The organism is Enterococcus sp. DIV0703, assembly GCF_051711065.1.
Lineage (GTDB): Bacteria > Bacillota > Bacilli > Lactobacillales > Enterococcaceae > Enterococcus_B > Enterococcus_B hirae.
The window spans coordinates 1-13433 of the sequence record NZ_JBIOLX010000002.1; the positions used below are offsets into that span (position 1 = coordinate 1).

Consider the following 13433-nt stretch of genomic DNA (forward strand, 5'->3'; position numbering starts at 1 on the left):
ATGACTGATTTTAATTTTTTTAAGGCAGATAGAGTTTACAACGAATTATTTTATCAATTTCCAAAAGTCTTTATTGTTTCTGACGAATACAAAAAAATGAAAGATTCAACCAAGATTGCCTATATGCTTTTAAAAGCAAGATTAGAGATCGCAATCAGTAAAAGGCAAATCGATGAAGAAGGTAATGTTTATTTTACTTATACGACAAATGAACTATGTAGCGTATTAAACTGCCAAAAACAAAAAGCGATAGCAATCAAAAAAGAGTTGGAATCCTTTGGTTTATTATTACAAAAGCAGATGGGATTTAACAAACAGTTAGGGAAAAATAATCCTAATAGACTATATCTAGCAGAATTAAAAGTCTCAGAAAATGATATCTACTTACTCGAAAAATTTGATAGAGAGAATAGGGAAAACGTTGATAAATCAGAGGGTATGAAAATCATACCCACCCTCGACGAAAAATCATACGCTGAATCCCTTGGAGCTCAAGAGGGTATGAAAATCATACCGTGCCAAAACGTTGATAAATCAGAGGGTATGAAAATCATACCAGAACTTAATAATAATATATTAGACACTAATAGACACAATATAGACACTGAAAAAGACCGCCTACAAGATAAATTGTTGTTAGACAATTTTGAGACAATTATGACAAACGACAGCATTGCTACGTTTGTCCCTGAACGAGTATTAAATTTAATAAAAACATTTTCTTCAAGTTACAGTGAAGCTCAAAAAACTGTCCAGACTATTCATAATGCAAAGAAAAAAGCCGAAACAGAAAGTGGCATTTCGATAGTTTTTGAAGAACTCGATAGTTATTATGTCAATGCAGAACAAGAATTATACACGACACTGTTAAAAGCCTATCAAAAATTAAAAATCGAAAAAGTTGAAAATATCCAGAACCTGATTTTTGTCTATGTAAAAAATTGGTTTATCGAAAAACCAATAGCTGCTAAAGTATTTAGTGAAAAACGTTTAAATTCTGAAAGCTCCCCACACACTATTACGAAAGACTGGTTAGAGTGAAAATTTACTGATAAAGTGATTTTTGTTTCATGGAGTGGCATTAAAATTAAAAAATTTTTATTATTCTAATTATATTACGAATGTTACAAAGAAATAGCTATTTTAATAGAATTTATGAGTTAAAATATTATGATAAAAATCACAAACGTAACTTTTTACATCATAAGTGTTAAAAGTAATAATTAATTTCAAACAACAAAAAAGGGAACAAACGTTTGCATGCTTCTTTTTTTGAGTTATAATAATACGCGAAGAGAGGTAATTTCATTTTTTAAACAAGCTAAAAACCTTGATATTACTTCTTTTCAGACAATACGAATATTATTCGCTTACATTTTTTTGTATAAATTTAGTTGTTTTAAATTTAATTGTCTGCTATGCTTGTGATGAATTGATTTTCGTTCTGCACTTTTGGACGATAAATTTGGACAATTGAAAATACAAAAAAAAAGAAAGGCCCTGTATGACTCGGAAGGCTGGTAACCTTCGTCGACGTCCACAGGTGGCATTAAGAAGACACCTTAATGCGTTTACCTTTCAGTGTTACGGCACTACCCGCAACGGACTTTAGTATAACAGATATTTAAAAGTGATACCACTTTTTTTTGGCTTTATTATGGTTAAAAATACGTGATATTACGATGGATTATGTCAAGGTATAATGTTATAAAAATGTCTGTGTGGCTCTTTGCCGTATGACGAACGCTGAAATTAGAGGGAACGCATGTTTGAATGCGTTCCCTCTTTTTTGTTTGTCATGAACGAGAATCAATTCTCTATTTTTGAAAAATAACAAGAAAAATTATTAAAAATATTTGAATAAACTGGGAGGATCATTTTATGTTATATACTGGAATTTTGAGTCTCGAAGATATTTGTCACTACGGTAAACGGTGTACCGCTACAGAGAAAACCACGAAGAAACTATCAACAGGCCAAAGTAAAACCGTTGTGCAGTGTAAGAAATATATAATCCAGAAAGACAAAGTTTCAGAAGAAATGATTTATTATACTGGGAAACGCAAGCAAATGATTTTAAAAGATCCTATCCCTTTAAAAGAGCTATATCCAACAATCAAACATGTTTATGACCAAAATGGTGTACTGATTGCTCGAAGAAAAAATGGAGTCTTGCGTTGTACCGCAAAAGGGATGGGGCGTTTGATCAGTTGAATTGATCATTCTCATAACTTGTATTTTATCGTTTTTCGCTTGCTTGAAAATATTGTCGAGACTTCTAGAGGAACTTAGAATCACTCGAAAAATAAGGAGTAGACTTGATCTATCAACAATTCCCTTCGGGGAGTGACGGGGTAGGTTTTTACGATTGGTAACGTAAAAAATTGGTCAATCGAGTAAATGCCCTTGTTTGGATAGTGGTGAAATGAATTTGTGTAAATAATATGCACAGAGTAAACAAGAGGGAATTTAGAAGTTAGACAAGTTAGAATAGCGCCTAGATTAATCATGAGCAGCTACTAAGGGATCTAGGCTTTGACGCAAACTCATGGAATAAGGAGTAGGTCTTCTCGTAATGGGGAGGACGCACAAGAAATTGTGTCGTGTGCTGCAGTACATGTAGATACTTGCGAGGACGTTGGTCATTGGATCAATCGAGCATTTACCGATTTCTACTAGGGTTTCTCGTTTCGGACGCCATAAACGAGTCGATATTTTTTATGTATTTTTAAGTAAACGAAAAACGATAAAATATGAACGAGTCCTGAATAAAGTGAAAAAATTGATATAAAACATAGAGAAAATGAAATTTACGTAATGGAGGAATGACAAATGAAAAATTATGATCCGAATATACGATGGGGCACACATACTATTAAGGTTTCTTTCCAACGTTGGGATTACAAAGGATTTGTGACATTTAGAAGAGGCGGAAATTGTAAAGGATTAGATGTTTTAGCATTAGACGAGGATGATTTATACGATCAAACATTGACTGATAATCCAATTGGATTCGGCTTGCTACCTGAAGATGATGAAGGTAATGAATGGTTTAAAATGACGCTTATGAATGATAATGGAGATGAATTATCTGTTGAAGATACTTGGTCATATTTGAGTGATTATATTGTCAGCGTTGAAATCATTGAATTTGTAGCGGATAAAGAAGAATAAAAACTGGAGGAATAAATTATGAAATTTTTCGAAGTAAAATCACCATACTATTATGCGTTAATCGCAGCAAAGAATGAAGAAGACTGTGCAGAATTGTATGAACAAGTAGTAGCAGATATCGAGGATCACGAAGAATTTATTAGATGTTTGCATGAGTTAAATAGAAATGAAGCAATGCAAGAGAATGCGAAAACAATTAGTGAAAAAACGTTACAACCGATCGGTATGGAGGAAGCTACAAAAGATATTTTTACAATTATTGATGAACAAAAATCTTGTGTATTAAGCATTGATTCTACATTGGTTTAATAGATCCAAGATTCGATAATTTTTTTCAAAGTAAAAAGAAATTGGGTAATGATTCTCAGGCCAATTACTTTGGAAAATAACCAATAAACATTTATCTTTTTACAAATTAGATTTTACAGATAAAGGCTTAGAAGGAATCACGACGATTAATAAAAAGGAAGTATTACCTTAGGCATTGAGTAAGGAATTTATTTAGGAGGAAAATTAGATGGCGCGACCAGTTTTAGATGCGATGGATATGGATACTTTGACAAAAGGAAGGTATGTACAGCTGTTAGCTCGTGGTTATTCACCTAAAGATGTATTTAAAGCCTTATCCAAAGGAACAGATATGGAAAAAGAAAGATTACGAAAAGAGTTTGATTATTGGAGAACCTATAATGGAATCAAGGATTTGAAACCAGCAAGGCCAGTAGTTAAAAGAAAGAAAAAGATAACCCAAGAGTGAAGTGTAGAGCGTATGTGATCATAGGCTTTTTTATTTTTATCAAAACAAGGAAGGTAGGAAAACTCATGAATTGTAAAGAAATCGAAAATAGAAAAAAAGTGTCGAAAGAAATGGAAGAAAAGTTACTAAAAACGATGAAACAAAAACACCTTAAAAGGTTATCTGTCATGCAATATATCAATGATATGCAAATAACAGGGAAGGAGAAAGCCTGTCTATTGGGATCAATGAAAAATTTTGAACAGTTGAGGCGAACTTATGTAAAAACAAGTTCCAATTGCCAACTATTATTAGAAGTTTCTTGACGATTTAGAAGTTTCTTGACGATTATGATATGAAAATGATCGTTTATGATGTGGCATTGTTATTGAATAAAAAGAATAGTAAAATTTAACGTGGTTTATCTTGGTTAGATGTAGGTAAATTAATTTAAATATAAAAGGTAGATAGATGAATAAAAACAATAAAACTTTATTTAATCCTTACGTGGGCGTAATCATTGTTTTTCTACTTTTTAGTTATTTTGTTTATCAAGGTTATCAAAAGGATAAAATCGCTGAGAGAGTAGATAGTGTAACAAAAACAATCCATATTCAGGAACAGGCTAAAACCTATCAAGATAATTTGACCAGTTTAACGGATATTTCTAAGAGACAACTGATTACTAATCAAAAACAGGCATTAGAAAAGGATCTCAAAGGTGAAATTGCTGGAAAACTTGTTTTTTCTTCTACAGGATTTATTCTCCCTGTTTTTCAAGGAGCGAATAGCGACACGCTTAGTTTAGGAGTAGCTTCTACTTATTATCCAGATACTGAAATGGGAAATGGAAATTATATTCTTGCTGGTTATAACGTAGATACACCAAGCGTTTTATTATCCGATATGACTGATTTATCTGAAGGAGAAGAAATTGATCTAATAGATGCTCATTACAAGTATCAGTATGAAGTCTCCAAAAGAGGAGAAATTTCTGATTACAGCCAGGTAGTTCAATCTAAGGAAAACAAATCCTTTTTATCCTTGCCAAAAGCAGGTAAAAAACCACTACTCACACTGTTAGCCTTTCAAGCAAATAATATGAAAAAGTGCGATGTGATCCAGTGTGAATTAGTCAATGTAGAAAAAATCAATAAATAAGGGAAGTGAGTCACATTCAAGAACTTGTAGAAAAATTGATCAATAAAATGAGTGCCATTTTTCTGTTACTGTTGGTATCCATTCTATATTTAATATGGACGGTGGGGTTAAATCCTCCTACGATATTATTTATTTATGATAATGCTGCACAGTTAGTGACGTTTTTCGTAGGCTGTTTGTTTCTTTTGAATCTGTACAAGGTAAAGAGAAACGATCTATTCTTCATTGCAGCAGGAATTCTTTTTTACCTTTTCTTTTCTTTTTTTAGAAGCTACCGAGGAGATACTTTCTATAGTGATCTGATCGTTCCGACAATTATTGCTATTATTTTGATTGTAAAATGGACGGAATTTACTGTAATTGATCGTAGCTTGTATCTTGCAGTATTCTATGTCTTTTTACTCGTAACGGTTTATCGAGTATTTACTGAGATACCAGTACCAGAAGGACAAAGTATTTGGAGTCCATCGAACAAATTATCAGATATTTGGATCAATACAAATACGATAGGTAGTTCTTTAATGACATTAGCCCTTCTTATCACAGGATTTGCTAGTTCATTTGGAAAATGTTACATGCGATTGTTATCATTACCAGCGTTGATCCTGGCTGGGGCAACGATTTGGGTTTGCCAATCGAAAGCAGCATTATACGGGCTGGTTATCTTCCTTATCTTAGAAATTTTACCTAAGAAGATTTTTCGAAGCACACACTTGTCCTTTTGGATGTATGCAGCAGTTTCGGTTCTAGCTTTACCGATTTCTTATTTTGCTGCAATGTCAGACAAAGTTCATTTATTTACAGGACGAGAAGAAATTTGGCGCAAATTCTATGAAACATTAGGCGAAAAAACAGGACAAATATTTGTAGGGATGAAACCTTTCTTTTTCCATAGAGGAAATCAGATTCTAGGTAATCATAATACGTATCACGCACTCGTCAATCACTATGGATTGATTGGTTTCGCTCTATCGATTATTCTTTTGCTTAGTTTCTTATGGTTGCTCGTAAGAAAATGTGAGCTGACAAACGGACAACTAACATTCCTGTGGGCTTTTTTAGCGATCATGTGTCAATCATTCATGGAAGAAACATTAACTACAATCAGTTGGGTACCAATTGTGTTCTTAATGTTAGCAATGGCTACACACCAATATAAAACCACCAGATAAATGAAATAGAATAGTAATAAGAGAAAACACTTTTTCGTTGTGAAAAAGTGTTTTTTGTTTTGTCTGAAAGGAGGCAGATGGATGAAAAAATGGTTATTTGTTTTTTTAGGAGTCGCTTTAATGGTCTTTTGCAGTATGTTTGGCTATGTTAGCTACCAAAAACATGAAGGAGAGGTGTTTAAGCAAAATATAGAAAAAAAGATGCCCGTAGATCAAATCAATGCACACGCAAAGAGTTATAAGGAGGATGCAACGAACGTCAATAATGATATGTCTTTGGGGCAAATACTGTCTATACAAAAAGAAGCAATCGAAATGGGTGTCAATAAACAAGTATTTGCACAAATTCAGATTCCTGCACTTAGTTTAGCATTGCCGATTTTTAAAGGGGCAAATCAATACACTTTGAGTCTTGGAGCAGCTACTTATTTTTATGAGGATGCTGAAATGGGCAAAGGAAACTATGTCCTAGCAGGTCATAACATGGAAATGCCAGGTGTTTTGTTTTCTGATATTCAAAAGTTGTTATTAGGGGAGGTGATGAACTTAGTTAGTAACGATGGCGTCTATCGTTACAAGGTAACGCGTAAATTTATCGTACCTGAATACTTTAAATTAATTGATGGTATTCCTGGAGAAAATTCTTTCTTGTCTTTACCGAAGAAAGGAGAGAACCCTTTATTAACGTTGTTTACTTGTGTTTATACGTCACAAGGAAAAGAAAGATACGTGGTACAGGGAGAGCTACAATAACAAGGTTTTAATCAACGCTAGTCGTTGAAATATGAAATGAGGAGAGTAAAAAATGGCAATAAATCGGTATGTAAAAAAAGCTGGAATGCTTGTTGGAATGTTAGTAATCATTGCAAGCTGCTTTCAGGGGTATCAAGCACATGCAGAAGATGTCACGCAAAAAACGCCACCAGAGAAGGTCAATATCACGGTTCATAAATTAATGTACGATCAAGGAACGCAATTGAATGTTGATATTGACGGGATCAAAAACGATGGTTATACGCACGATCAATATCCTACAGGTGTAACGAAATACAACAAGGCAGATTATGGTGATGTTGAGTTTACGTTAGGAAATATTACGGATCAAGTATTACCGACTGAAGATTCTGATCTAACCAACGCGAAAGTGGACGAAATTGTTAAAGATGTAGAAGACAAGGGATCTAACAGTGAGTACGTCAAGAATGCAACCAATAAAATTACTTCAGCTGTAGATGAAAATGGTGAGATCACTTTTGCGGATCAACCAGCCTATGTCAATTCAAAGGGAAATGTGTACGTGGTTTATGAAAGTAAATCAGCTGCAGGATTAGTAACTCAAAAAGCAAAACCAATGGTGGTCATTGCTCCAATGACTGACAACACAGGTTCAGGTTTTTTAAAAGACATTCACTTATATCCTAAAAATATTGTTTCTAAGTTGAGTTTTGAATTAACCAAATTCGGTGATGATGGTACAGAGCAAAGCAAACAAACCCCTCTTAAAGGCGCTAAATTCGAATTGTATAAAGGAGAACCTGGAAAAGGAACCAAACTAGGCGATCTTGTTTCGGATGATCAAGGAAAGCTGACTGCAACAGATTTAACGTTGGGTAAATACTATTTTGTAGAAATTCTTTCAGACATAGTAGTTGGACCAGATCAAGAACCTACTGCTGATCAGTATTTATTGGGCGCTGACGCTCGCAACGATGCGCACAATAAATTAACCTTCGAAATTACGAATGATGGCGTGACAAGTGACTTAAAAGCTTCCTATGTAAATTACAAAGCTCCTGTAATCGATAAGACAGTAACCAATGGAACAGGGGCAGAACATTCTTTCCAAATTGGTGACGCAGTGAATTATCAAGGAACGATTCATATTCCAACAGACATTGCAGGTGGCGAAGACGGTATCACAGTAAACGGTGTGAAAAGCGAAACTTCTCCTTACAGTGTATTTAAATGGGGAGATACAGCAGGACAAGGACTTTCTTATGTCGCTGCTAAAGCAAATATCAAAGTAACAAATAAAGATGGATCTGTGGTATTAAAAGAAAATACAGATTATAAAATCCAAAATTCAGAAAATGGCTTTGTGATCGATTTTATCGTGAATAATGGCCAAGTAAGTGATACTGTCGCAAGTTTACACGGACAAGATCTTCAAATGACTTATAACATGTATGTAAATGACAGCGTAGCTGTTGCCAATCCATTAACAAATAGCGTGGATTTCGTTTATAACAACAATCCATTTAATCAGGAAGAACACCACGAAAAAACGAAAGCTGATGTTGTGACTTATGGCGCAAAATTTTTAAAAGTTGATAGCGGGCTATTTGGAACAGGAATCAAAGCAACACCGCTTGAAGGCGCAGAATTTGCTGTTAAAAATGCAGAAGGAAAATATTATGGTGGATTGGTTGATACGGATAAAGACGGTGTCAAAGAAGCAGTATGGGTAGACGATGTAGCAAATGCAGCGATCCTAAAATCAGATAAAGAAGGTCACTTTGAAATCACTGGTTTAACTGAAGGTGAATATTCACTGGAAGAAACAAAAGCGCCTGAAAACTATCAGAAATTAACGAAAGAGATCTCTTTCAAAGTAGACAAAGATTCATACAAAGAAGAAAATCGAATCACGATTAAAAACAATCAAAAAGCTTCAGTACCAATGACTGGTAGCAATGGTTTCCAAACGTATATATTGATCTCTTGCTTATTGTTAGGTGCAGGAGCCATTTCTGCAGTGGTTTACTTTAAGAAGAAAGCTTAAAAGGATCAAAACCAATGATTATCAGGAAGCCTAAGAAAAGGCGAATCATGGGGAAATGGATCATTGCTTTCTGGTTACTTTCAGCTTCAGGTGTCTTACTTTTGATGCCTGCTGAAGCGAGCGTGGCGAAATACCAGCAAAATCAGCAGATTGCTGCAATCGATCGAACAGGAACGGCAGCAGAAACGGATTCTTCTTTGGATGTTGCTAAGATTGAGTTAGGCGATCCTGTTGGTATTCTTACAATTCCAAGTATTTTTTTAAAACTACCAATTTATGACGGAACGTCCGACAAAATTTTAGAAAATGGTGTAGGTATTACGGAAGGAACTGGTGATATTACAGGAGGAAACGGTAAAAATCCTTTAATCGCAGGTCATAGTGGACTTTATAAAGATAATCTTTTTGATGATTTACCTTCAGTAAAAAAGGGAGAAAAGTTTTATATCAAAGTTGATGGTGAGCAGCACGCTTATCAAATCGATCGGATTGAGGAAGTGCAAAAAGACGAACTACAAAGAAACTTTGTCACTTACTTAGAACCAAATCCCAATGAAGATCGAGTAACGCTAATGACATGTATGCCTAAGGGTATCAACACACACCGTTTCCTAGTATATGGGAAACGAGTAACCTTTACAAAATCAGAATTAAAAGATGAAGAAAATAAGAAACAAAAATTATATTGGAAATGGCTTTTAGGAAGTACTGTTTTTCTTTCAGTCATGATCATTGGTTCGCTATTTGTTTATAAAAAGAAAAAATAAAGGAGGGTAACCAATATGAGAAATAGAAAATGGCTATTTGTTTGTGTAGCCGCTCTTTTTTCTTTCACTGCCTACACACAGTTGATGTTTGCAGACAGTCAAGAAAGTACGGGTAGCACAGAACAAACAATCCAAACATCAGATAGCAGCGCGATTCAAAGCAGCGATGAAACCGTCGATTTGTCAACAGTTGATTCTTCAGAAGAACCTAAAATTGCTGAAGACGATCAAATAGTCAAACAGACCATTCACGTTCAAAAGATTATTTCTTCAGAACAATTAGACAACCAGGGGCAAAAGCTTGAGAAACAAGAAGGAGTAAATGGCGCGAAGTTTTCTGTTTATGATGTAACGGACATTTTACAAAAGATGGATGTTAAGGATCTCTCAACTGATCAAATTGAATCCCAATTAAAAGATCGAGTGAAAAAACTGTCCAGTGATCAATTGAAGCTAGTTTCTAATGGAGAAACAAAGACAATTGATCAACAAACAGGTGTCTTTGAATTCTCGGTAGAAGTACAGGCAAATCAGAAACAAGCTTATTATATTGTCAATGAATCAAGTCCTGAAAACATTTCTAATAGCGAGGATATTTTGCTATTAACACCTGTTTCTGATAAAAACGGTGAATTCTTAAAGGATGTGTGGATCTATCCTAAATCAGAAGCTTCGCAACCTAAAGAAGAAGTGAAAAAAATCGTTTCTACTGGCGTAAAGAAAAATTTCTTTGAGCATTGTTGGGATTTTGTTACTCACTTGTTTTCTAGAGATTAAGGAAGAAATAAGATGAAATGGATCAAATTATTATTATTCAATCTTTCTTGTTTAACCGCAGTCTTTTTGTACTGCGGTTTATTATTTTCTCAATTATCTATTTTACCAAGTTACCAACCATACCTAATGAGAATTTTAAACATACCAGCTGCTTCTATGCCGCTAGATATTATGGAAAAGCTCATTAGGAATCCATTATTTACTACGATCAATTTGATCGTTGTTGTCGGAATTTCACTAGTCATTTATAAAAAAGAGGGGATGAAGGGATGAATTTTAAACACTCGTGGACAAGACGGTTAAAATATGTTTTTCCCATAATGATGATGTTAGGTACATTGTTTGGGTTAAAAACAGCCAATGTCTTTGCTGAAAAAGTTATTGTCGATCCGTCAAATCCAATCCAGAACGTAAAGAATAATTTTATTATTCCAAAAGATGTACCTAATGCAAAAACAAATATTACTGTAAGCGGAGCGTCCAAAGTTTACAAATATCATGTTGATGCCAACAAAGGTGGTTTTAAAGACGACTACGTAGGATTAGTGGAGGGAAACAAAAATATACGTTACCCTTCTTTCCAAAAAGAATATGGTGAAACAAACCTTGTTTTAGAAGGCGTAACAACCAACACCAAAGTCAATATTGACTACGGAAAAATCGGTACGTATAACGGGAAAAAAGTGAATATCAAGCTAGTTCTATCTAATATCCACTTATATTCAGATACGTTGCCATGGAATATTCTAGATAACAACTATACAAAGACTCATTTTCGAGACGATGGCTATAAAAATGCAAATGGTGCAATGAGTAAATCTAAAAAAAGAACAGTCCTTTGGATCTCAGACAATCTTTTCTCAGGAATTGTTTACCATGCAACACAAATGAATGTGCAGCTAGTAGCCACATATGAGGACGGTAGTCCCGTTCAATTTTCAGGGGATACATTTATCAGTTTTAACTCTTTGAACCCTGCAGGAGGAAAAAGCACGGATCTTAAAGGAGAATATGCCCACTATGACAAAATGAATACGACAGATTGGTATGTCAGAAAAGATACGGTTCTTTCAGAATTTAAATCTTTCTACAACAATCTGAACGTAGTAGGTGGTCACCCAGGAGGAAGCTCTAAGCTGACACAAGCGGATAATGATTTCAACAATTTGCATGATAAATTAGGAGATCCGAAGTTTGGTCAAGGGACGGTGTCCTTTAAAATATCTGAAGCAAATCCGACGTTTGTGATTGGTTCTTCTAATGTTCAAACCTGGTTTACTTTATCTTCTGCGACAATCTTTAGCGTTGTTCCTGATCAACCTGAAAAAACAGGGGTAGATAAAGATGGAAATAACGTGAACGATAAAATGTTGCAAGTAGGAGATACAATTCAATATCGAATCAAACAAAAAGTGAATCGTTTAGGAGTGGATTTACTTGCGGTTTACGATCGATTTGAGTTAATTGATAATTTACCAAAAGAAGTAGATTACGTCGATGCACACGTAGAATGTGGATCAAACAAAAAATTCGATGTATCTGGTGAAGTGACTTATGACAAAACAAAACACCAGGTAAAATATGCAGCGAAAGCTGATACATTAAAAAATCGAATGAAGTATAACGGCGAAACTTACGAATTAGTGATCAATGTAAAAGTTAATGAATTGGCCAATCAAAATAGTGTAGCCAAAAATCAGGGAACTTCGATCATTAATAAAGTAGAAAAGGATACAAATATCATTACCGTTTATTTCCCTAAAATTCCAGTGAAAGAAGTGCAACAAGATGGAAAAGATGTAAACGGACGAAATGACGGTAAGAAGGGGACACCGACAGCTCCTTTAAATGCAGGGTCTGAAGTACAATATCTAGTCACACAAAAATGGCATACAAAAGGCGTAGACGCTGCGTCAGATCACTACAAGCAATTTAGTATTCAAGATCCGATTGAAGCTCGTTTGACGTGTAAAGAAGGCTCTGCGCAAGTAATCGATAAGAGTACAGGTAAAGATATTACTTCTGAAGGCACACTAACCTATGATAGCAATTCGAGAACATTGAAGTGGGAAGCTTCCGCTGATTTCTTAAGTAACAATCTTTTAGATGGACGAGAAATTCAGCTGATATTTACAGCTAAAACTCCATTACAATCAGAAAAAAATATTGATAACCAAGCCGTAGTAGCAGTAGATAATGTTTCTAATAAAACAAATGTTGTGACAATTGGGGTTGATCCTAACTTGCCACAAGTTATTGTTCCTAAAACAGGTTCTATACATTTAGTAACAACTTTAGTGGTCAGCTTACTATTACTTGTGTTAGCTACTTTTAGTTATGTGGTTCTTAAGTAGCTTCCTTTTCAGTTTTAGAAGTTTTTCTGGGAGAAAAACCATTTATACTTGATAAATCAGAAATTATTTCTTCAGATTTAGAGTATTTGAAATTTTCTTCATTTGAATCATTTTTTGAAGGGACATGATTATAATGATCCAAAAACAGTCTTATTCTAAGGAATAGGGCTGTTTTTTTAGGAGGAATAACATGCGATTATATATCGTTCAAAAATTTTTTGATAATGAATATCTTGAAGATCATATTATCTTTTATGACGAAGATATGATGATTCAGTATTTAAGAGAGGTCAATCAAGCTAGTTTCTTTGTTTATAGAGGAATCGTTGTTGATCCGTTTTTTAAAGATATAGGAAAAACTTTTTTTGATCCTCATAAAAATATTTCAGAACTTTTTGATGAATTTAGAATAAATATTAAGCCAGAATATCAATTTTTGGCACAAGAATTGTTTTATAGAGCCTGTCCTTTTACTATAAAAAATAAAATTTTTATTTAATTAAGCAAAAA

15 protein-coding genes are annotated in these 13433 nt (G+C 34.3%); all 15 read left to right on the forward strand.

The genetic code is table 11. The annotated features are described in order from the left end of the window. The gene (locus IGK81_RS13180; RefSeq protein ID WP_306690544.1) at nt 1-1041 is read left to right on the forward strand and encodes a replication initiator protein A; all 1041 of its coding nucleotides are present in this window, start codon (nt 1-3) and stop codon (nt 1039-1041) included. 840 nt (nt 1042-1881) lie between these two features. Then, nucleotides 1882-2214: a type IV conjugative transfer system protein TraE gene (gene traE / locus IGK81_RS13185; protein WP_081125732.1), complete on the forward strand. Its 333-nt coding sequence runs from the start codon at nt 1882-1884 to the stop codon at nt 2212-2214. Nucleotides 2215-2832: 618 nt separating this feature from the next. Then, entirely contained in the window at nt 2833-3174 is a 342-nt protein-coding gene (locus IGK81_RS13190; protein WP_181933567.1) for a DUF5406 family protein, read from the forward strand. Between the two features lie 18 nt (nt 3175-3192). Further along, nucleotides 3193-3483, forward strand: coding sequence for a hypothetical protein (locus IGK81_RS13195; RefSeq protein ID WP_306690542.1), 291 nt, complete (start codon nt 3193-3195; stop codon nt 3481-3483). A gap of 208 nt (nt 3484-3691) precedes the next feature. Further along, nucleotides 3692-3931, forward strand: coding sequence for a hypothetical protein (locus IGK81_RS13200; protein ID WP_002347362.1), 240 nt, complete (start codon nt 3692-3694; stop codon nt 3929-3931). Nucleotides 3932-3996: 65 nt separating this feature from the next. Beyond that, nucleotides 3997-4236, forward strand: coding sequence for a hypothetical protein (locus IGK81_RS13205; protein WP_086311635.1), 240 nt, complete (start codon nt 3997-3999; stop codon nt 4234-4236). A 145-nt stretch (nt 4237-4381) separates the two neighbouring features. Continuing rightward, complete coding sequence (locus tag IGK81_RS13210) at nt 4382-5071, forward strand: sortase domain-containing protein (RefSeq protein WP_306690541.1); 690 nt, start codon at nt 4382-4384, stop codon at nt 5069-5071. A gap of 5 nt (nt 5072-5076) precedes the next feature. Beyond that, nucleotides 5077-6243: an EpaQ family protein gene (locus IGK81_RS13215; RefSeq protein WP_306690540.1), complete on the forward strand. Its 1167-nt coding sequence runs from the start codon at nt 5077-5079 to the stop codon at nt 6241-6243. Between the two features lie 81 nt (nt 6244-6324). Next, nucleotides 6325-6996, forward strand: coding sequence for a class A sortase (locus IGK81_RS13220; protein WP_431393422.1), 672 nt, complete (start codon nt 6325-6327; stop codon nt 6994-6996). A gap of 52 nt (nt 6997-7048) precedes the next feature. After that, nucleotides 7049-9025, forward strand: a complete 1977-nt coding sequence (locus IGK81_RS13225; protein WP_438758206.1) for a pilin N-terminal domain-containing protein — start codon at nt 7049-7051, stop codon at nt 9023-9025. Between the two features lie 14 nt (nt 9026-9039). Next, nucleotides 9040-9792, forward strand: a complete 753-nt coding sequence (locus tag IGK81_RS13230) for a class C sortase (protein WP_412003967.1) — start codon at nt 9040-9042, stop codon at nt 9790-9792. A gap of 15 nt (nt 9793-9807) precedes the next feature. After that, nucleotides 9808-10569: a pilin N-terminal domain-containing protein gene (locus IGK81_RS13235; protein ID WP_306690536.1), complete on the forward strand. Its 762-nt coding sequence runs from the start codon at nt 9808-9810 to the stop codon at nt 10567-10569. A gap of 12 nt (nt 10570-10581) precedes the next feature. Then, nucleotides 10582-10842: a hypothetical protein gene (locus tag IGK81_RS13240; protein ID WP_213183124.1), complete on the forward strand. Its 261-nt coding sequence runs from the start codon at nt 10582-10584 to the stop codon at nt 10840-10842. Beyond that, nucleotides 10839-12923 (forward strand): isopeptide-forming domain-containing fimbrial protein, encoded by a 2085-nt coding sequence (locus tag IGK81_RS13245; RefSeq protein ID WP_306690535.1) that lies wholly within the window; start codon nt 10839-10841, stop codon nt 12921-12923. The genes IGK81_RS13240 and IGK81_RS13245 overlap by 4 nt, the downstream gene beginning before the upstream one ends. 190 nt (nt 12924-13113) lie before the next feature. After that, the gene (locus IGK81_RS13250; RefSeq protein ID WP_094940048.1) at nt 13114-13422 is read left to right on the forward strand and encodes a hypothetical protein; all 309 of its coding nucleotides are present in this window, start codon (nt 13114-13116) and stop codon (nt 13420-13422) included. The last annotated feature ends 11 nt before the right edge of the window (nt 13423-13433 follow it).